The sequence below is a fragment of the Olleya sp. KJ81-1 genome, from assembly GCF_055808135.1.
Genome location: NZ_CM147854.1, coordinates 2,488,458 through 2,507,974, shown reverse-complemented (window position 1 = coordinate 2,507,974; position 19,517 = coordinate 2,488,458). Strand labels below are relative to the sequence as shown.

Annotated in this window: 22 protein-coding genes and 2 pseudogenes; 22 read left to right on the top strand and 2 right to left on the bottom strand. The window is 31.7% G+C overall.

The window, feature by feature from the left end:
- The first annotated feature begins 44 nt into the window (after nt 1–44).
- Nucleotides 45–968, top strand: coding sequence for a DUF6427 family protein (locus tag AC0L3M_RS11840; protein ID WP_473430881.1), 924 nt, complete (start codon nt 45–47; stop codon nt 966–968).
- Here AC0L3M_RS11840 and upp read toward each other — a convergent pair.
- Nucleotides 957–1,616 (bottom strand): uracil phosphoribosyltransferase, encoded by a 660-nt coding sequence (gene upp, locus AC0L3M_RS11835; protein WP_473430880.1) that lies wholly within the window; start codon nt 1,614–1,616, stop codon nt 957–959. The two genes, AC0L3M_RS11840 and upp, sit on opposite strands and share 12 nt — an antisense overlap.
- 111 nt (nt 1,617–1,727) lie before the next feature.
- Between upp and AC0L3M_RS11830 the strand changes: the two genes are divergently transcribed.
- Entirely contained in the window at nt 1,728–2,336 is a 609-nt protein-coding gene (locus AC0L3M_RS11830; protein ID WP_292948687.1) for a DUF4254 domain-containing protein, read from the top strand.
- Between the two features lie 36 nt (nt 2,337–2,372).
- Complete coding sequence (locus AC0L3M_RS11825; protein WP_473430879.1) at nt 2,373–3,398, top strand: glycosyltransferase family 9 protein; 1,026 nt, start codon at nt 2,373–2,375, stop codon at nt 3,396–3,398.
- Nucleotides 3,399–3,595: 197 nt separating this feature from the next.
- On the opposite strand, the gene AC0L3M_RS11820 is transcribed toward AC0L3M_RS11825, so the two are convergent.
- Entirely contained in the window at nt 3,596–4,651 is a 1,056-nt protein-coding gene (locus tag AC0L3M_RS11820) for a 2Fe-2S iron-sulfur cluster-binding protein (protein WP_473430878.1), read from the bottom strand.
- A 109-nt stretch (nt 4,652–4,760) separates the two neighbouring features.
- On the opposite strand from AC0L3M_RS11820, the gene AC0L3M_RS11815 reads away from it, so the two are divergent.
- The 19 genes and pseudogenes from AC0L3M_RS11815 (at nt 4,761) to AC0L3M_RS11725 (ending at nt 19,474) form a co-directional block, all read left to right on the top strand.
- Nucleotides 4,761–5,099: a PadR family transcriptional regulator gene (locus AC0L3M_RS11815; protein WP_101202823.1), complete on the top strand. Its 339-nt coding sequence runs from the start codon at nt 4,761–4,763 to the stop codon at nt 5,097–5,099.
- Between the two features lies 1 nt (nt 5,100).
- The gene (locus AC0L3M_RS11810) at nt 5,101–5,751 is read left to right on the top strand and encodes a hypothetical protein (RefSeq protein ID WP_473430877.1); all 651 of its coding nucleotides are present in this window, start codon (nt 5,101–5,103) and stop codon (nt 5,749–5,751) included.
- 2 nt (nt 5,752–5,753) lie between these two features.
- Nucleotides 5,754–6,377, top strand: coding sequence for a hypothetical protein (locus AC0L3M_RS11805; RefSeq protein ID WP_473430876.1), 624 nt, complete (start codon nt 5,754–5,756; stop codon nt 6,375–6,377).
- A gap of 3 nt (nt 6,378–6,380) precedes the next feature.
- Nucleotides 6,381–7,058 carry a hypothetical protein gene (locus AC0L3M_RS11800; protein WP_473430875.1) on the top strand — a complete coding sequence of 226 codons (678 nt, stop codon included), beginning with the start codon at nt 6,381–6,383 and terminating at the stop codon, nt 7,056–7,058.
- Nucleotides 7,059–7,064: 6 nt separating this feature from the next.
- Complete coding sequence (locus tag AC0L3M_RS11795; protein WP_473430874.1) at nt 7,065–7,754, top strand: hypothetical protein; 690 nt, start codon at nt 7,065–7,067, stop codon at nt 7,752–7,754.
- A 53-nt stretch (nt 7,755–7,807) separates the two neighbouring features.
- Nucleotides 7,808–8,157 (top strand): annotated as a pseudogene (locus AC0L3M_RS11790) (DUF5687 family protein).
- Nucleotides 8,144–9,286 (top strand): DUF5687 family protein, encoded by a 1,143-nt coding sequence (locus AC0L3M_RS11785; protein ID WP_473430873.1) that lies wholly within the window; start codon nt 8,144–8,146, stop codon nt 9,284–9,286. The pseudogene AC0L3M_RS11790 and the gene AC0L3M_RS11785 overlap by 14 nt, the downstream one beginning before the upstream one ends.
- Nucleotides 9,287–9,307: 21 nt before the next feature.
- Nucleotides 9,308–10,016: pseudogene (locus AC0L3M_RS11780) on the top strand (ABC transporter ATP-binding protein).
- A gap of 270 nt (nt 10,017–10,286) precedes the next feature.
- The gene (porW, locus tag AC0L3M_RS11775; protein ID WP_473430872.1) at nt 10,287–12,707 is read left to right on the top strand and encodes a type IX secretion system periplasmic lipoprotein PorW/SprE; all 2,421 of its coding nucleotides are present in this window, start codon (nt 10,287–10,289) and stop codon (nt 12,705–12,707) included.
- Between the two features lie 106 nt (nt 12,708–12,813).
- The gene (locus tag AC0L3M_RS11770; RefSeq protein WP_473430871.1) at nt 12,814–13,104 is read left to right on the top strand and encodes a bactofilin family protein; all 291 of its coding nucleotides are present in this window, start codon (nt 12,814–12,816) and stop codon (nt 13,102–13,104) included.
- Nucleotides 13,073–13,315, top strand: coding sequence for an AtpZ/AtpI family protein (locus AC0L3M_RS11765; RefSeq protein ID WP_145004811.1), 243 nt, complete (start codon nt 13,073–13,075; stop codon nt 13,313–13,315). The genes AC0L3M_RS11770 and AC0L3M_RS11765 overlap by 32 nt, the downstream gene beginning before the upstream one ends.
- A complete protein-coding gene (locus AC0L3M_RS11760; protein WP_473430870.1) occupies nt 13,308–13,679 on the top strand; it encodes a DUF6168 family protein in 372 nt (123 codons plus the stop codon). The genes AC0L3M_RS11765 and AC0L3M_RS11760 overlap by 8 nt, the downstream gene beginning before the upstream one ends.
- Before the next feature lie 134 nt (nt 13,680–13,813).
- On the top strand, nt 13,814–14,929 hold the full coding sequence (atpB, locus tag AC0L3M_RS11755; RefSeq protein WP_341587742.1) for a F0F1 ATP synthase subunit A: 1,116 nt from the start codon (nt 13,814–13,816) through the stop codon (nt 14,927–14,929).
- Nucleotides 14,930–14,969: 40 nt separating this feature from the next.
- Complete coding sequence (gene atpE / locus AC0L3M_RS11750) at nt 14,970–15,158, top strand: ATP synthase F0 subunit C (protein WP_090837241.1); 189 nt, start codon at nt 14,970–14,972, stop codon at nt 15,156–15,158.
- A 92-nt stretch (nt 15,159–15,250) separates the two neighbouring features.
- Nucleotides 15,251–15,751, top strand: a complete 501-nt coding sequence (locus AC0L3M_RS11745) for a F0F1 ATP synthase subunit B (protein WP_473430869.1) — start codon at nt 15,251–15,253, stop codon at nt 15,749–15,751.
- Nucleotides 15,752–15,760: 9 nt separating this feature from the next.
- Nucleotides 15,761–16,297: an ATP synthase F1 subunit delta gene (gene atpH, locus AC0L3M_RS11740; RefSeq protein ID WP_341587737.1), complete on the top strand. Its 537-nt coding sequence runs from the start codon at nt 15,761–15,763 to the stop codon at nt 16,295–16,297.
- Between the two features lie 42 nt (nt 16,298–16,339).
- Nucleotides 16,340–17,920, top strand: a complete 1,581-nt coding sequence (gene atpA, locus AC0L3M_RS11735) for a F0F1 ATP synthase subunit alpha (RefSeq protein WP_145004797.1) — start codon at nt 16,340–16,342, stop codon at nt 17,918–17,920.
- Between the two features lie 104 nt (nt 17,921–18,024).
- Nucleotides 18,025–18,885 carry an ATP synthase F1 subunit gamma gene (atpG, locus tag AC0L3M_RS11730; RefSeq protein WP_341587735.1) on the top strand — a complete coding sequence of 287 codons (861 nt, stop codon included), beginning with the start codon at nt 18,025–18,027 and terminating at the stop codon, nt 18,883–18,885.
- 115 nt (nt 18,886–19,000) lie between these two features.
- A complete protein-coding gene (locus tag AC0L3M_RS11725; RefSeq protein ID WP_473430868.1) occupies nt 19,001–19,474 on the top strand; it encodes a hypothetical protein in 474 nt (157 codons plus the stop codon).
- Nucleotides 19,475–19,517 lie beyond the last annotated feature (43 nt).

Genomic DNA, 19,517 nt, shown 5'->3' with positions numbered 1-19,517 from the left:
TTATATAATAGTATATTTATAGTACAAAAATACAAAAAGAGTTAATGATTACAACAATTTTTAGCAAATCCAAACCAATTAATTTTTTAATTGTTTTTAGTATCACACTAATTGCTTTTTTATTGTTGCCTTTTAAGTACTCAAATTTAGTTAATGCTGAAACGTCCATTTGGACCAATATCGCTGTTTTTATATTAGTCTATTTGTCTATATTACTGCTTAATTTTATAGTTACTAAAAACTTATTATCGCAACAAAATAACTACGAAATTTTATTATTTGCGCTGTTTTTTTTGGCTATTCCGCAAGCCTTTTTGGACTATAAAATTGTTGTCTCTAATTTTTTTATCTTGCTTACATTAAGACGTTTAATAAGTATTAGGTCAAAAAAAGACGTAATTAAAAAGCTATTTGATTCAGGGTTTTTAATTGCTGTGGCATCGCTATTTTATTTTTGGGCTATTTTGTTTTTTCCGTTGCTGTTTATAGCTATGTTGTTGTTTTCAGAGACTAACGTAAAATATTACTTGGTTCCGTTTATTGGTTTTGCAACAGTTGTTGTTTTGACTATTAGTTTTTCGATAGTAGTTTACGATGATTATTTTTTAGCACTAAATATAAATCCAGCAGTTAATTTTGACTTTAACAACTATAATTCGGTACAATTTATAACAGCAATAACCATGTTGTTATCTTTTGGGATCTGGTCATCTTTGTTTTATTTAAAAGATATTAAAAAGAAAATGAGAAGTTACCGACCATCTTATAAAATCTTGTTTTTAGCTTGTATTTTTGCTAGCATTATAGCAGCATTTGCACCACAAAAAAACGGAAGCGAACTCTTATTTCTTTTTGCACCTTTAGCTGTAATAATTACCAATTACATTGAAACTATTGAAGAAAAATGGTTTAAAGAATTGTTTTTAGGATTGTTATTAGTTATTCCAATAGTCCTATTAGTGTTGTAGTTTGGCACCAAAAGCTAAATCGCCAGCATCTCCTAATCCAGGAACGATATAACCTTTATTATTTAAGCTTTTATCTATTGCAGCAATCCACAGATTAGTATCTTCTGGTAAATTATTTTTTAAATAATCAACACCAGGTTCTGCACCAATTGCAGCTACAATATGTACGTTTTTTGGTTTTCCAAAAGGCTCTAAAGCTTTATAAGTTGCAATTAAAGATTGTCCTGTGGCTAACATAGGGTCTGCAAGTATTAAAGTTTTACCAGTAAGGTCTGGACACGCTAGATATTCGACAACTATTTCAAAAGATTCAGGATTATCTAAATGGTGTCTGTAGGCAGATATAAATGCATTTTCTGATTTATCAAAATAGTTTAGTAAACCATTATGTAATGGGACTCCAGCTCTAAGTATTGAGCATAAAACCACATCGTTTTTTGGGGTTTCTGTTGTTAACGTTGCTAAAGGCGTTGTAATAGATCTAGTTTCAAATTCTAAAGATTTACTTAATTCGTAGCCTAAAATTTCTCCAATACGCTCAATATTTCTTCTAAAACGCATACTGTCGTTTTGGACAGAAACGTCTCTGATTTCAGCAATAAATTGATTTAAAATAGAATTTTGTTCAGATAGATTATGAATATGCATGATAATTGTTTCTTTAAAAAGTAAAGTTACTCTAATATTTAAAAAGCCAAAACGCGTACAGCCTAAAATTCAGTTTAATTTATGTAATTTTACAGTCTTAAAAATAACAATATGTTTACAGATACAGCAAATACAATATTCCAAGACGTTATAAAAAAGTACCATATCACTAATACGGTAGACCAACCGTTTACTAATATTTATGACAAAAGTACGCACTTATTAGAACATCTTTTATACCGTAAATGTTGGATAGATACTGTACAATGGCATTATGAAGATATTATTCGTGATCCACAAATAGATCCAGTTGCAGCATTAACTTTAAAACGTAAAATTGATGCCTCTAACCAAGACAGAACAGATATGGTAGAATATATTGACAGCTATTTTTTAGAGCAATATAAAGACGTAACACCTAAAAGTGATGCGACTATTAATACAGAAAGTCCTGCTTGGGGAGTTGATAGATTGTCTATCCTTGCATTAAAAGTATACCACATGGAAGAGGAAGCAACTAGAGCAGATGCGTCAGCCTCTCATAAAGCTGCTTGCCAAACTAAATTAGATATTTTATTAGAACAACGTGTGGATTTAAGCACTGCTATTGATACCTTATTATCTGATATCCAAAGTGGTGATAAATACATGAAAGTATATAAGCAAATGAAAATGTATAATGACGACGAGCTTAATCCTGTTTTAAGAAACCAGAAATAAAAACGTGCACTTGTAATTTTAGCACGTGTTTTTAGTATGTCCAAAATACCAAAGCATATTTTAGTAATACGTCTCTCTGCAATGGGAGACGTTGCTATGACTGTTCCTGTTTTACAAGCGTTAACACAACATTATCCAGACCTTAAACTAACCGTTTTAACACGTCCGTTTTTTGCTCCTTTTTTCAGAGATTTAAAAAATGTTGAGGTTTTTGCTATTGATTTAAACAAGCAGCACAAAGGTGTTTTTGGATTATATAAACTATCCAAGCAACTAAAAGCATTGCATATTGATGCTGTTGCAGATTTACATAATGTTTTAAGAACTAAGATTTTAAAGCTTTTTTTCTTCGGAAAAAAATTTAAACAAATAGATAAGGGTCGAAGCGAAAAGAAAGCGCTTGTTAATGGACAAAATTTTCATCCTTTAAAAAGTACACACCAACGTTATGCAGATGTTTTTAAAGCGTTAGGTTTTAAGCTTAGTTTAGATAACCCAAGTTTTCCTGGTAAACAACCACTTCCTAATGCAATTTTAAATACCGTAAATAACCAAAACACAAAGCAATGGATTGGTATTGCGCCTTTTGCACAATATACATCCAAAATGTATCCATTGGATCAGATGCAAGAGGTTATTAATATATTAAAGGAGAATTATATTATTTTTCTGTTTGGTGGTAAAGCAGATCAAGCTAAACTAGACTCATTGGCAGCAAATAGTGATGCTGTAATAAATGTTGCAGGTCAATATAATTTAAGCCAGGAGTTAGATTTAATATCTAACTTGGATGTCATGATAAGCATGGATTCTGGTAATGCGCACTTGGCAGCTATGCTTGGTGTTAAAGTGATTACTATTTGGGGAGTCACGCATCCTTATGCTGGTTTTGCTGCATTTAATCAGCCTAAAAGCTATAATATTACACCAGACAAAATGGTGTATCCTAAATTACCGACGTCTATCTACGGTAATAAATATCCAGAAGATTATAAACATGTCGCTGGAAGTATACAACCTAAACAAATTACAGAAAAAGTTACTGCTGTTTTAAACGCATAAAAAAAGCCTCAATTTCTTGAGGCTTTTAGATTTTAACTACTAATATAAAATTAATATCATCCCTTAAACTAACAAATTTCAGTGTTATAATCTGTTTCAAAGATATCTGATACTATACTAGTTTTATTTTTTGAAGGTCAGTTTTAGATGTGATTCGGTAAAAGGTGTTAAAAAAACGTTTAAATGTATGTTTTGGTCTAAACATCATCATAATCTACAACTAATGTTGGTGTTGTAGGATGTGCTTGACAGGTTAAAATTAAACCTTCAGCCACTTCGGCATCGGTAAGTATGTTGTTTTGTCTCATGACTGCTTTACCATCTGTAACTCTTGCAATACAGCTACTGCAAACACCACCTTGACAAGAATATGGTGCATCTAGGTCTTGTTTTAATGCAGCTTCTAAAACGGTTTGTTTTTGCGACATTGTAAAGGTCTCTGACTCGTCATCCACTGTCACTGTTATTTGTGTGTTACCATCAGTTGCTTCTACAGTGGTTGTAGTATTTTGGGAAGCAGCAGTAAATAATTCAAAATGAATAGTATTTTCTGCAATATTATTTTCAATTAAAACCTCTTTAACGGTGTTAATCATTGCTTCTGGACCACAAAGGTAAAAAGCATCTATTGTAACATGTTTGTATTTGTTTTTTACAATAAGGTTAACGGTACTTTTTTCGATACGTCCAAATAAGGCGTTGTCTTCTTGAGATTTACTATATAAAAATTGTACATAAAAACGCTCTGGATATTGATGGTGTAAGGCTAAGATATCTGCTAAAAATATAGTGTCATTAACCGTTTTGTTACCGTAAACTAATACAAAGTGGCTTTTAGGTTCTTGCTCTAATACTGTTTTTGCAATACTTAAAATTGGTGTGATTCCGCTTCCTGCTGCAAATGCTGCAATAGTACGTTCCTCAGATGCTTTTGGTTCAAAAACAAAACGTCCTTGTGGTTTTGCAACGTCTAATGTGTCACCAGCTTTTAAACTGCTGTTGGCAAAAGTACTAAAGGTTCCGTTTGGTACTGCTTTAACCGCAACGGTTAGTATTCCGCTTGACGGAGAAGAACATAATGAGTAATCACGTCTTACTTCTGCGTCATTAATTTTAGTTTTTAGTGTAATATATTGACCTGCTTTAAAGGCGTAGTCTTGTTTTAAATTATCTGGTACAGCAAAAGTCAACGTAACACATTGGTCTGTTTGACGTGTGATATCCGAAATAGTTAGTGTATTAAATTGAGACATGATTTTATTTTTTTTGTAAAAATAATGAAGCTTTACCGTTTTGCCTTCTGTTTAGAAAAAATTAATACATAAGTTTATTATGCATAAGAAAATTATGTATGTTTGTAATATGGCAAATTCAAAATTATATAAGGGTAGTCTGACCACTATTATTTTAAAGCTTTTAAATGAAAGTGAAAAAATGTATGGTTACGAAATGACACAAAAAGTGAAAGCAATAACTAAAGGTGAACTGAATATTACTGAAGGTGCTTTGTATCCTGCTTTGCATAAACTTGAAGCTGAAGGATTGCTAGATGTCGAGGTCAAAAAAGTAGATAACCGATTGCGTAAATACTATAAACTTACCGAAAAGGGTAATAAAGAAACGGTTAGTAAATTGGAAGAGCTTAAGGATTACATTAAAACCATGGAAACGTTTATGAATCCTAAATTTAGCTTAGATTAGTATGAAGTTAAGCCAAGAGAACATACAATTTATAGATACTTATTTAGAGAATTCTGAAATCCATTTTGCAGATATCAGAATGGAAATGGTGGATCACATTGCATCTGCATTAGAAGCTGAGTTAGAGTTAAACAATGAATTGTCTTTTTACGAAGCCTTTAAAGCGTACATGATTAGTAATAAAACTAGATTATTACAGGATAATGAGGGTTTTTTAAGAAACACTTATAATAATTTGTTGAAACTAATTTGGCTAAATATGTTAACTGTTAATAGTTTTTTAGTGTTTATAGGTGTCATAATTAGCGCTCGTTTTTTTATTAATAATTTTGGTTTTGAAACCATTGAGACTGCTATTTTTAGTGTTCCATTGCTGTTCTTTATTGTCTTAGGAATTGTTTACTTGGTTGTATTAAGGGTATTTAATTATGATCGATTTTCTGGTGTAGAGCGTATTGGATTGGTATATGTGTTTTTGTTTCAAGTGGTTAATGCTTTGCATTTATTAACGAAGTATCAAGCTGAATCAGAAAGTGGTCATTGGATTGCAGCAGGAGTGTTTGCAATATCATGTACACTGATTTATACGTTTGTAAAAACAGCTGTTAGTATTATGAGAAACTATGAAAAGGAATATAAAAAACTTGTTTAAGAATGAGCTTAACCGAAGAAAATATAAACCAAATTGATAACTACCTAATTAAACTTAAGGTAAAGTATGTAGATGTTAGATTGGAGCTTATTGATCATTTAGCTTCAGATTTTGAAGCATCTAATAAAGACCAGCAGTTAGAAGGTTATCTTAAATCTAAAATAGATTTTATTCAAGATTTTGAAAAGAAACGTCAAAAAACAATCCATTGGAGTTATCAAAGAGAAATGTGGCGACGTTTGGCTATGTTTTTTTATAAGCCTAATTATCTTCCCTTTACTATAGTATTTGGATTTGCAGTGTATTGGATGCAGCAGTTTCAGCCAAATAAAGCACTTACTTTAATACTTATAGTTAGTCTGTCAATTATACATTTTTGGGCGCTTATTACTGGTTATTCTCATCTTAAAACTTTTAAAAAGTTGCAAATGGCACAGCCTTTATATTCAATAATGGCTTTACCGTCTTTGTTTTTATATACTATGGGAGCAGCTAAACCATGGTTAGAAAATCAATATTTTTTTATTGCCTTTTGGTTTTTAGCAATTTTATTTAACATCGCTGGAGGCATCGAGTTGCTTAACAAAAAGAATAAAATTTTAGAGTATTCAAGAACTATTGTCTAAATCATGAATTTAACCAAAGACCAAATACAATATATAGATACCTACGTTGAAAAAAGCGGGATAGAATGGTTTGATTTAAAAATTGAATTAGTGGACCATTTAGCTGATGCAACTGCTCAGATTTTGGAAGATAATCCGGAAATTGTTTTTGAAGCAGCGGTGACAAAAGCAAAATTAGCATTTGGAACAAAAGGTTTTAGACCGTTAATAACTAATAGGACCAAACAGATTGAAAAATCTTTTTATAACAGGGTTTTTAAGTACTTGTTGTCTTTTTTTAGTTTACCTAAAATTATTATTACTGCAGCTTTAATGTATGTATTAATTACCCTTTTTAATGTTATAGAGGTTAAAGAGGACTTTTTATATAGTTTAGTAGGTATATTATTTGTTTTTACTATCCTTTCATTTTGGTGGTCTTATAGACGTAAAACAATAGATAATAAAAAACATTTGTCATTAAGTTATATGCAATCCGTTTCGGGATTTGTAAATATGTTGGCTCAGTTATTTAGTTTCTCTCTAACACTTTTTAAGTCAAGTTTTATTGAAGGTCAAGGCGCACTTTGGTTTATTGTTTTGTGGGTAATTTCTTTTCTGTTTTGTATTGCGTCAGAAGTTGTGTCAAGACAAATTTATAAAGACCAAAAAGCATTGTATAATCAATATAAAACAGCATAATTTAATATGAAGTTAACCCAACCTCAAATACAAAACCTATACGCCTTTACAAGACAACATTACGTTGAGCATTATGATTTACAAACCGAGTTAGTGGATCACTTAGCAAACGACATTGAGTCTGTATGGCAAACAGAAACTAACTTATCTTTTGAAGAAGCAAGAGACCAAGCCTTCAAAAAATTTGGAGTATTTGGCTTTATGGACGTGTTAGAACGTCGTCAAAAGGCAATGAATAAACGCTACTTCAAATACCTGTGGACAGAGCTAAAGCAATGGTTTACGTTTCCTAAATTAATTACTACGCTAGCTTTGTTTTTTGGTATTTATTTAGGGTTGTCTACAATTTTTGCAAAATCGTTTTTAATTGGTCTTTTTGTAATAATATGTGTTTTTACAATCTACAAAAGCGTACAACTAAAAAAACAATTTAAACAGCGTAAAGCACTGTCCAATAAAAAATGGATGTTAGAAGAAATAATATTTAAACAAGCAGGAGGTTCTGCAATAGTTTTACTAACTCAGTTGCCACAATGGTATAATTTTTCTGGTAATATTTTTAGTTATCCTTACATTGTTTTGGGCTTGTCTATTTTTTCTACACTGTTTTGTCTTTGGATGTACATTAGTTTTGAGGTTATACCAAACAAAGCAGAACAACTTTTAAACCAGACCTATCCAGAATTTTGTTTGTAACATTTTTAAACATTTGTATACTTATCTATTAAACCAACCAAAACCATCAGCATATGATTACTAAATTTTTAAGCCTAGAATGGAAATCTTTTATACGCTCGGCAAGCTTTGGTAAAAGCTTAGCAATAAAAATTGTCATGGGCTTTTTTGCTTTATATTTTATTTTAGTGTTTTTAGCATTAGGCTTTGGATTATATCCAATTTTAGAGAAAACTTTTCCGGATCAAGACCCTTTTAGAGTGGTTAACGGATTTATCTTTTTTGGTTTTTAGGCGATTTATTATTACGCTTTTTTCTTCAAAAATTACCAGTATTGAGTGTCAAACCTTTGCTTACCATACCTATTAAAAGAAGTAGTATTGTGCATTTTGTTTTAGGAAAATCTGCAAGTGTCCTTTTTTAATTTTTTACCCCTTTTTGCCATAATACCTTTTAGTATTATTCTTATTACTAAGGATTATCAACTAGCAGACGTAATGACTTGGGCTGCTGCCATGATTTTACTAACCTTAATAAATAACTTTTTAAATTTTATTATTGAAAGTTTTTCTGCAGAAACAGAATTGTCATTTCTACCAGTAATCATATTTGCTGGTACGCTATTTGGACTTAACTATTTTAATATTATTAATATTTCTGGAGCTTTGTCTTCAGCTATGTTAGCCATAGTAAACAATCCATTTTTACTGCTAATTTTGATTGTAATTTTAATTGGTTTATACCTGTTTAATCATAAAATATTAATTAAAAAATTATACTTAGACCATTCACTTAAAACAAAAATTAAAGAGGTAACCACTTCAGATTTAGGATGGACCAAGCGTTTTGGTGATAGTGCACCTTTTATGCAATTAGATTTAAAATTAATTTGGAGAAACAAACGTCCAAGGTCTGCAGTTTTTATGTTGGTATTTGGATTATTATATGGTTTGTTTTTTTATCCACAACCAATGTACAGAGACATGCCTATTATGTATGGTTTTATTGGTGTATTTGTGACTGGTATTTTCTTAATTAATTTTGGACAATTTATTCCAGCTTGGGATAGTGGATATTACAAAATGCTAATGAGCCAAAACATCAAGTATGAGCAATATTTAAAATCTAAATACACCTTAATGGTACTTAGTGTTATTATCATGTTTGTGCTAAGTATTCCATATGTATATTTTGGTTGGAAAATTTTAGTTGCGCATTTTGCAGCAGCAGTGTATAATATAGGTGTTAATACTTATGTTATAATGCTTGGTGGATCTTTTAATCGAAAAAAAATAGACTTAAATCAACGTGCGGCTTTTAACTTTCAAGGTACAGGAGCAGTACAATGGTTAATTGGTATCCCATTGTTACTTTTACCATTGGCTATTTTTGGGTTATTATCTCATTTTGTTAGTTTTTATGCAGGTATATCTGCGTTAATACTACTAGGAGTTATCGGAATTATTTTTCATCAAAAAATCATGCGCTTTATTACCAATAAGTACTTAGACTCCAAGTATGAAATGATAAAAGCATTTAACCAAGACAATTAATATTTACAAAACTTTTTAACTATGATAACAACAACAAATCTTTCAAAAAAATATAGCGGAAACGAAGTTTTAAATATTTCTAATTTAGACATACCTAAAGGTCAAAGCTTTGGTCTTGTGGGTAATAATGGTGCAGGAAAAACAACGTACTTTAGTTTGTTGTTGGATTTAATAAAACCTACTACTGGTTATATTAAAACTAATGGAATATTAGTTAACGAAAGCGAAGATTGGAAACCTTTTACGTCTGCTTTTATTGACGAAAGCTTTTTAATTGGCTATTTAACACCAGAAGAATATTTTTATTTTATTGGTGATTTACGTGGACAAAACAAACAAGACGTAGACAATTTAGTGTCACAGTTTGAAGACTTTTTTCATGGCGAAATTTTGGGTCAAAAAAATACCTTCGTGATTTAAGTAAAGGAAATCAGAAAAAAGCAGGTATTGTCGCTGCATTAATTGGTAATCCTGAGGTAATTATTTTGGATGAGCCTTTTGCTAATTTAGATCCAACAACACAAATTAGATTAAAACAAATTATTAAGGATTTAGCAGAAAAAAAGGAGTCACTGTTTTAGTGTCAAGTCACGATTTAATGCACGTCACAGATGTATGCGAGCGTATTGTGGTCTTAGATAAAGGTCAAGTAATTAAAGATATACAAACTAGCGAAGCAACTTTAAAAGAGTTGGAAGCGCATTTTTCTGGTACAGTAAATCCAGTGTAATATGCTCTTGGATGACTAAAACATCTAAGTTTCAGTTCATTTTTTGGCAAAAAGTAAAAAAGATGCTTATTTTTACGCACCTGTCAATAATTATAAATAATAATTATGGCATTAATTAGTTATGTATTACACTAAATACAACCGCATTGAAGATAGCATTAAAAATTTGTATAGTTTCTGGTTTGATCTTAGCAACAATTACTAGTTGTTCAAGAAAAAAACAGTTTTATAAATCGTAATTTTCATGCAGTTACTGCAGAGTATAATGCTTTGTTTAATGGTTACGAGGCCTTAAAACAAGGACAAAACAGTCTTAACGATGGTTACAAGGACAACTATTGGGACATCTTGCCTGTCGAGCGTATGCAAGTTAGTGATGAGATTGTTTTACCAGGACAATCAAAAAATGAAAGTTTTACTAAAGCCGAAGAAAAAGCAGTAAAGGCCATCCAAAAACATGGGATGAATATTCAAGGTAAAGAGTATAATCCTCAAATTGATGAAGCCTATTTATTGTTAGGAGAAGCTAGATATTTTGATCAACGCTTTGTGCCAGCTCTAGAAGCCTTTAATTACATCCTTTACAAATATCCTGCTTCAGATAAAATAAACACTGCAAAGGTTTGGCGAGAAAAAACTAACATGCGTTTGGATAATGACGAGTTAGCCATTAAAAATCTAAAACGTCTAATAGAACAAGAAGAGTTAGAAGGTCAAGAACTAGCAGATGCGACGTCCATTTTAGCACAAGCCTACATCAATACTAAAGCTTTAGATAGTGCTTTAACGCAAATCAAAATTGCAGCTAAAGCAACTAAAAATAATGACGAAAAAGGACGTTTTGGTTTTATAACAGGACAACTATACAACGTACTTACTTACAAGGACAGTGCAAATATTGCATTTGACGAGGTTATAGATTTAAACCGAAAAATTCCACGTCGTTACTTAATGGCTGCACATGTTGAGAAAGCTAAAAACTTTGATTACAATAAAGGCGATAAAATTGCATTTTTAAAATACTTAAGCAAATTAGAAAAAGACCGAGAAAATCGTCCGTACCTAGATAAGATATATCACCAAATTGGCGAGTTTCATTTAACTAATAAATCAGATTCTTTAGCAGTAGTATATTACAATAAATCACTAAGAGAAAAATCTACAGATAAAATTTTAACAGCCAAAAACTATGAGACTCTAGGCGATTTTTATTTTGATAGAAACAACTATAAAGTAGCAGGAGCTTATTTTGATAGCACAATGACTAGTATGGTTGAAAACAGTAAACCTTACAGAACCATTAAGCGTAAACGCGAAAACTTAGATGATGTTATTTATTATGAAGGCGTAGCCGAAGTTAATGATAGCATACTTAAACTAGTTAGCATGTCTGATGCAGATCGTGTTACATTTTTTACAGACTATACCAACAAGCTTAAGATAGAAGCTGAAAAAGAAAAAGAACGTTTAGAAATCGAAGCTAGAAAAAAAGGATTAGCAACAACAAATACGCCAATAAATAATGTCACTAAGCCTAGAGGTGGATTACCAGGTGTTGGTAGTAATTTTTATTTTTATAATCAAAGCACAGTCGCTTATGGTAAAAACGAATTTACACGTATTTGGGGAGACCGTAAAAATCAAGACGATTGGAGGTGGTCATCTGCAAGCGGAAGCGCAATTGGCAATCAATCCAATTCTGATATTGCAGCAGTTTTAGAGCAAGATCAAGAGTTTTTAGATCCGCAATTTTATATAGCTCAAATCCCTACAGCACAAAAAGAACTTGATAGTTTAAAAAAGGATCGTAATTATGCCTATTATCAGTTAGGTCTGATTTATAAAGAAAAATTTAAGGAATATAATTTATCTAAAAGCAAGTTTTTAAACCTTTTAGCTAGTAATCCTGAGCAAAAATTAATTTTACCTTCTAAGTATAACTTATATAAAATATATGAGATTTTAGGCGAAAACGACGAAGCACAAATCACCAAAACAGATATTATAGCCAACTATTCAAGTTCCAGATATGCCGAGATTTTGAAAAACCCAGAATTAGCAGCTACTAGAGACAAAAGTAGTCCGGAAAGTCTATATGAGGCAACCTATAAATTACTAGAAGAACAAGATTATGCTCAGGTAATTGAAAATTCAAATAAATATATTAAGTTTTTTGATGGCGAATCAATAGTAGCAAAATTTGCGCTCTTAAAAGCAACAGCAAATGGTAGGTTAAATGGATATCAAGCCTATGTAGATGGACTTAATGACGTAGCATTAGCTTATGCAAACATGCCAGAGGCTATTAAAGCAGAAGCTATAGTTAATAGCTTAAAATCTGTAAGTGATAAAACGTTTAAACCAAATACTGAGTCTACGTCTTTTAAAGTGTTGTTTCAATTTGAAAAAAACAATACTGAAGCGATAACTGCATTTAAAAAAATATTAGATGAGGTAACACCTAAGGTGCAATATTATAATTTATCAACATCTGTAGATGTTTATAATCCAGAAACTTCATTTGTAGTTGTTCATGGTTTAAAAAGCGTAGATGGAGCAAAAGGGTTTGCAGAGATTTTAAAAGCAGAAGATAAATATAAAATAGATAGACCTTATTTTGGAATTTCTTCTGACAATTATAAAATACTTCAAATACATAAAAATCTAAACCAATATTTAGAAAATCAATAATTTCCCTAAAAATGAAAAAAAGCAACAAGAGCAATTTTCTATTCAAAATATAATAGCAAAAGGCACTAAAATAGTAGGAGACTTTTTTAGCGAAGGCGACTTACGTGTGGATGGGTTAATCGAAGGTAATGTAGAGGCGTCTGGTAAAGTAGTTATTGGTAAAGAAGGCGAAATAAAAGGAACTCTTAAATGTAGTAATGCCTATTTTGAAGGTAAACTAGTAGGTGCTTTAGAGTTAACCGAAACCTTAACCTTAAAGTCCACTGCACATATAGAAGGTGAAGTAGTCACACAAAAACTGGCTGTAGAGCCTGGAGCAACCTTTAATGTATCGTGTGTTATGAAAACGACTGTAAAAGATATAAATGGCGGATCAAAAACAAAAAAAACAGCTTAATCCTTATATTAGGTTTACATCTATTGCCATACAAATGGGTTTAACCATTTGGTTAGGTAGCCAATTAGGTAATTGGTTGGACAGCAAATATGGCGATGGTAGTCAATTATATTTTAAAATAATTACATTATTATCTGTGTTTATAGCAATGTACGCTGTAATCAAGCAAGTTGTTAAAATAACTAACGATCAAAAGACTAAAAATGAATAAACGCATACTATATGTAGTTGTTATAATATTAGTATTACTAGCAGTTGCCTATAACCTTCAAAATTATCTAACAGAAGATAATCTACCTTACTCGTTACAAAAACTATATTTATTCCATGGTATTGCAGTATTGATAGTATACTTAGGTATTGAGCTTGTTTACGATAAAATGCCCAATCAAATAGGTGTAGCATACCTAACAATGATGTTTTTAAAAATAGGAATTTTCATACTATTGTTTAAATCCACGATATTTACTGAGCAAGATTTAGCGATGCAACATCGCTTAGGATTATTAATTCCATTTTTTTTATTTTTAATAGTAGAGGCTGTTTGTATAGCAAAATTATTAAAAAGTAAGTAAGTGCTTGAAATAAAGAATAATAGTGGTTATTAAAACCTTAAAAAAATCTAATTAAAAAAAGCGTTTACCTTTTTAAATTATTACTTACATTTGCACAAAATTTACAGACCATAAATTTATTAGTTACAAAAAGTATGATGTTGGCAAAAAAATCTATCAATTTTATAGCGATATTAGTTCTGACTTTATTTTCCGTGTCCTCTTATGGAAGCGATGATAAGCAAGAACCAGGAAATCCGGTGAATACTGCTCAAGAAATTAAAGAGTATATCGCACATCACTTAAAGGATTCTCATGACTTTCATTTGTTTACACATAATGAGTCTGGAACACACTACAGCTTTCCGTTGCCAGTAATCGTATGGACAAGTAATGGTTTAAAAACGTTTATGTCTTCAGCATTTCATCATGATGATAGTGGAAGCGTAATCGTAGAAAAAGGAGACACACGTTTAGTAAAGCTACATAGTAAAATTTACGAGTTAGATAATGGCGCAACAACAGTAGCTTTTGATGATGCACACCATCCAACAAATGCACATAAAGTTATAGATTTTTCTATTACAAAATCTGTTTTCGGAATGTTGTTAACAGGAGTGTTAATGTTATTAGCTTTTACAGCGTTAGCAAGAGGTTACAAAAAAGGACACTCTGTACCAAAAGGATTTAGTAGAGTTTTAGAGCCTTTAGTAATATATGTTAGAGACGATATTGCTAAACCAAATATTGGAGAGAAAAAGTACCGCAAGTTTATGGGCTTTTTATTAACTGTATTTTTCTTTATCTGGATCTTAAACTTATTAGGATTAACGCCAATTGGGTTTAATGTTACAGGACAGATTGCAGTAACAGCTTGTCTAGCAATTTTTACAGCAGTTATATATTTATTTAGTGGAAGTAAAGACTTTTGGAAACACACCTTATGGATGCCAGGAGTGCCAGTTATTTTACGTCCAATATTAGCAGTAATAGAGTTAATAGGTTTTGTGTTAATTAAACCTTTCTCATTATTAGTGCGTTTATTTGCAAACATGACAGCAGGTCACTTTGTGGTAATGAGCTTAATAGCATTAATGATAACAATGAAAGAATCATTTGGAGCTGTTGGATCAACAGGGATGTCTTTAGTGTTAGCTTTATTTATTTCGGTTATTGAAATTTTAGTAGCCTTTTTACAAGCGTTTATTTTCACGATGTTATCATCGTTATTTATAGGAATGGCAGTCGAAGAACACGACGATCATCACTAACAAGAATTTGTTTAATTAATATTTATAAAACCAAATTAGTATGTACAATTTAATTGGAGCAGGATTAATCGTAATCGGAGGAGGAATCGGATTAGGTCAAATTGGAGGAAAAGCAATGGAAGGTATTGCTCGTCAACCAGAAGCAGCTGGAAAAATCCAAACTGCGATGATCATCATCGGAGCCTTATTAGAAGGTTTAGCATTCGGTGCGTTAATCTTAGGAGCATAATCCTAAAACAAAAAGAAACAGCTTTCTGCAACGGTTGGTTGCAGGAACTGTTTTAAATTAAACAAACAAAGAATTACAGTAATCTATATAGTATGGAAACTTTATTAAATGACTTTTCGGTAGGTTTATTCATTATGCAAGGTGTTATCTTAATAATACTAATTGTATTAATGAGAAAATTTGCATGGAAACCTATTTTAGACGCTTTACAAACTCGTGAAGACGGTATACAAAATGCATTAGACTCAGCTGAAAATGCTAAGCTAGAAATGCAAAATCTTCAAGCAGATAACGAGAAGTTATTAAAAGAAGCACGTGCAGAGCGTGAGTCTATGCTTAAAGAAGCAAGAGAGTTAAAAAACAAAATGATCGAAGACGCTAAAACGGAAGCTCAAGCTCAAGCAAACAATATGATTGCCCAAGCACAAGCAGCTATTGAAAGCGAAAAGAAATCAGCTATGGCAGAATTAAAAAATCACGTAGCAGGATTATCTTTAGACATTGCAGAAAAAGTAGTACGTCAAGAATTATCTAACAAAGACAAACAATTACAGTTAGTTGAGTCTATGTTAAATGATGCTAAATTAAACTAAGTTTAAGTCATGGCAGGAGAAAGAGCAGCAATACGTTACGCAAAAGCAGTTTTAAGCTTAGCTACAGATAATAATACAACTGACGTTGTAAACAATGACATGGAGCTAATTAATAATACAGTAGCGCAAAGTAAAGATTTAAAAGATATGCTTTACAGTCCTGTAATTAGTTCTAGCATTAAAAAATCTGCATTATTAGAAATTTTTAAAGGTATTAATCCAGCAACGGTAAACCTTATAGACACTCTAATTACAAACAAACGTACAGATTTATTACCAGAAGTGGCTTCAAAGTTTATAACTTTATTCGAGCAACAAAAAGGTAGTCAAATTGCTACAGTTACAACAGCAGTTCCTTTAACAGAAGCTTTAGAAGCTAAAGTTTTAGCAAAAGTTAAAGAACTTACAGGTAAAGATGCAGCAATAAAAAATATAGTAGATGAAAGCATTTTAGGTGGTTTCATTTTACGTGTTGGAGATACGCAGTATAATGCTAGTATCGCTAACCAATTAAGCAAGTTAAAAAGAGAATTTACAATAAACTAAGACTTACCCTGAGTTTGTCGAAGGGTCTAAATATCAATAAAGATGGCAGAAGTAAAACCAGCTGAAGTATCAGCAATCTTAAAACAACAACTTTCAGGTTTTGAAGCTAGCGCTTCATTAGACGAAGTTGGAACAGTATTAACAGTAGGTGATGGTATTGTACGTGCTTACGGATTAGCTAACGCACAATATGGTGAGTTAGTAGAATTCGATGGTGGTTTAGAAGGTATCGTACTTAACCTTGAAGAAGATAATGTAGGTATTGTACTTTTAGGAACTTCAGTAGGAGTTAGAGAAGGATCTACAGTAAAACGTACTAACCGTATTGCTTCTATTAAAGTAGGAGAAGGTATTGTTGGACGTGTCGTAGATACACTTGGTAACCCAATTGATGGTAAAGGACCAATCACTGGAACAACTTATGAGATGCCTTTAGAGCGTAAAGCGCCTGGAGTTATTTACAGAGAGCCAGTAACTGAGCCATTACAAACAGGTATTAAAGCAATTGATGCTATGATCCCAGTTGGTAGAGGTCAACGTGAGTTAGTAATTGGTGACAGACAAACAGGTAAGACTGCAGTTTGTATTGATGCTATCTTAAACCAAAAAGAATTTTTTGATGCAGGTGAGCCTGTATACTGTATATATGTTGCAGTTGGACAAAAAGCTTCAACAGTAGCACTTATTGCTAAAACTTTAGAAGAAAAAGGAGCTTTAGCTTATACTACAATAGTAGCTGCAAATGCATCAGATCCTGCTGCAATGCAAGTTTATGCACCTTTTACAGGAGCTTCTATTGGAGAGTATTTTAGAGATACTGGTAGACCAGCTTTAATTGTATTTGATGATTTATCAAAACAAGCTGTTGCTTACCGTGAGGTTTCTTTATTATTACGTCGTCCACCAGGACGTGAGGCGTATCCTGGAGATGTATTTTACTTACACTCAAGATTATTAGAGCGTTCTGCAAAAGTTATTAATAATGACGCGATTGCTAAAGAGATGAATGATTTACCAGAATCATTAAAACCAATCGTAAAAGGAGGTGGATCTTTAACTGCATTACCAATTATTGAAACACAAGCAGGTGACGTATCAGCATATATCCCAACTAACGTAATTTCTATTACAGATGGACAAATCTTCTTAGATGGAGATTTATTTAACTCTGGTGTACGTCCAGCAATTAACGTAGGTATTTCTGTATCTCGTGTTGGAGGTAACGCACAGATTAAATCAATGAAAAAAGTATCAGGTACTTTAAAGTTAGATCAAGCACAATATCGTGAGCTTGAAGCATTTGCTAAGTTTGGTTCAGATTTAGATGCAGTAACTTTAAACGTAATTGAAAAAGGTAAACGTAACGTAGAGATCTTAAAGCAAGGTCAAAACGATCCATTTACTGTTGAGGATCAAGTAGCAATCATTTATGCTGGATCTAAAAACTTATTAAAAGACGTACCTGTAAATAAAATTAAAGAATTTGAAAGAGATTATCTTGAATTCTTAAATGCTAAGCACAGAGGTGTTTTAGATACTTTAAAAGCAGGTAAATTAACTGACGAGGTTACAGATACACTTATCGCTGTATGTAAAGACCTTTCAGCTAAATATAGAGCATAACAATTATAAATTTATAGTTATAGATTAGTCGTCTATAACTATAAATTTGAATTATTAAACTAATGTCACTCGGAGCGTGTCGAAGAGTCTTTATAATATAAAGAATGGCTAATCTAAAAGAAATACGTAATAGAATATCTTCAGTATCTTCAACGATGCAGATTACTAGTGCCATGAAAATGGTATCTGCTGCTAAGTTAAAGAAAGCTCAAGATGCTATTACTGCTATGCGTCCTTATTCAGATAAGTTAACTGAACTTTTGCAAAGTTTAAGTGCAACTTTAGATGAAGATGCTGGAAGTAAATTTGCAGAACAACGCGAGATTAATAACGTTTTAATCGTATCTATAACTTCTAATAGAGGTTTATGTGGTGCTTTTAATTCTAACATAATCAAGCAAACACAACACTTGATTTCTAATGTCTATGCAGGTAAAAAAGTATCTGTTTTAGCTATCGGAAAAAAAGCGAATGATGCATTTGCTAAAAAAGGAATTGTAATTGGTAACCAAAGTGCCATTTATGACGACTTAACCTTTAACAGTGTTGCAGATATTGCAGAAATGTTAATGGGTAAATTTACAAAAGGCGAATTTGATAAAATCGAAATCGTTTATAATAAATTTAAAAATGCAGCAACACAAGAAGTAATGACGGAACAGTTTTTACCAATTGTACCAATAGAAGGTGAAGCAGATAATAATTCTGATTATATCTTTGAACCATCTAAACTAGAAATAGTTGAAGAACTTATACCTAAGTCTTTAAAAACACAGTTATATAAAGGAATTAGAGATAGTTTTGCTTCAGAGCATGGTGCACGTATGACTGCTATGCATAAAGCAACAGACAATGCTACAGAGTTAAGAGATCAACTTAAATTGACTTATAACAAAGCGCGTCAAGCAGCAATTACTAACGAGATTTTAGAGATTGTTGGTGGTGCAGAAGCATTGAATAACTAATACAATTTTTCTACTTTAGTAGAATGTTTTATACATTAAAACCTTATTCAAATTGGATAAGGTTTTTTTATGGAATACCTTTTGATTAATTACCTTTATACAAATTCCTACAATTATGAAATTTATACAATATTTAAGCCTATCGATAGTATCAAGTTTTTTATTTATGCAATGCTCTAGCGCACAAAAACTTCAAAAGGAAGCAGCTTTTCAAACAGACAAAGCCTACTACCAAAAATGGGTAGCAGGTCTTAAGGATGGTGGTTCTGGTATAAATGTGTTTATTCCTATAAACGCTAATCCTAAAAATTTAAAATTAGATAGTTTATATTTTAGAGGACATATAGTAACCTTACAAACTAAACCAAATTTTCCTGACCTATACATTGGACGTATAACAACTAACGCTAATCAGCCAAAAGATTATAGTGTAGATACAATAGATATTCCTTTTGACTTAAAGGATAACGAAGCAGTAGTTAGTTATACAGAAAATGGTACAACTAAGTACTTAAAGATTGAGAATCTAGTCGAAAAACAAATGGAGCAATACCCAAGTGCACCACCAAGAAATATGAATAAACAATAATAAAGCTTAAACCTTATTTTTGTTAACTTCACACGGACTCTTA

Bases quoted from the DNA above. Each gene is read 5' to 3' on its own strand.
- AC0L3M_RS11840 (WP_473430881.1), top strand. From the start codon at position 45: ATGATTACAACAATTTTTAGCAAATCCAAACCAATTAATTTTTTAATT.
- upp (WP_473430880.1), bottom strand. From the start codon at position 1,616: ATGCATATTCATAATCTATCTGAACAAAATTCTATTTTAAATCAATTT.
- AC0L3M_RS11830 (WP_292948687.1), top strand. From the start codon at position 1,728: ATGTTTACAGATACAGCAAATACAATATTCCAAGACGTTATAAAAAAG.
- AC0L3M_RS11825 (WP_473430879.1), top strand. From the start codon at position 2,373: ATGTCCAAAATACCAAAGCATATTTTAGTAATACGTCTCTCTGCAATG.
- AC0L3M_RS11820 (WP_473430878.1), bottom strand. From the start codon at position 4,651: ATGTCTCAATTTAATACACTAACTATTTCGGATATCACACGTCAAACA.
- AC0L3M_RS11815 (WP_101202823.1), top strand. From the start codon at position 4,761: ATGGCAAATTCAAAATTATATAAGGGTAGTCTGACCACTATTATTTTA.
- AC0L3M_RS11810 (WP_473430877.1), top strand. From the start codon at position 5,101: ATGAAGTTAAGCCAAGAGAACATACAATTTATAGATACTTATTTAGAG.
- AC0L3M_RS11805 (WP_473430876.1), top strand. From the start codon at position 5,754: ATGAGCTTAACCGAAGAAAATATAAACCAAATTGATAACTACCTAATT.
- AC0L3M_RS11800 (WP_473430875.1), top strand. From the start codon at position 6,381: ATGAATTTAACCAAAGACCAAATACAATATATAGATACCTACGTTGAA.
- AC0L3M_RS11795 (WP_473430874.1), top strand. From the start codon at position 7,065: ATGAAGTTAACCCAACCTCAAATACAAAACCTATACGCCTTTACAAGA.
- AC0L3M_RS11765 (WP_145004811.1), top strand. From the start codon at position 13,073: ATGGCGGATCAAAAACAAAAAAAACAGCTTAATCCTTATATTAGGTTT.
- AC0L3M_RS11760 (WP_473430870.1), top strand. From the start codon at position 13,308: ATGAATAAACGCATACTATATGTAGTTGTTATAATATTAGTATTACTA.
- atpB (WP_341587742.1), top strand. From the start codon at position 13,814: ATGATGTTGGCAAAAAAATCTATCAATTTTATAGCGATATTAGTTCTG.
- atpE (WP_090837241.1), top strand. From the start codon at position 14,970: ATGTACAATTTAATTGGAGCAGGATTAATCGTAATCGGAGGAGGAATC.
- AC0L3M_RS11745 (WP_473430869.1), top strand. From the start codon at position 15,251: ATGGAAACTTTATTAAATGACTTTTCGGTAGGTTTATTCATTATGCAA.
- atpH (WP_341587737.1), top strand. From the start codon at position 15,761: ATGGCAGGAGAAAGAGCAGCAATACGTTACGCAAAAGCAGTTTTAAGC.
- atpA (WP_145004797.1), top strand. From the start codon at position 16,340: ATGGCAGAAGTAAAACCAGCTGAAGTATCAGCAATCTTAAAACAACAA.
- atpG (WP_341587735.1), top strand. From the start codon at position 18,025: ATGGCTAATCTAAAAGAAATACGTAATAGAATATCTTCAGTATCTTCA.
- AC0L3M_RS11725 (WP_473430868.1), top strand. From the start codon at position 19,001: ATGAAATTTATACAATATTTAAGCCTATCGATAGTATCAAGTTTTTTA.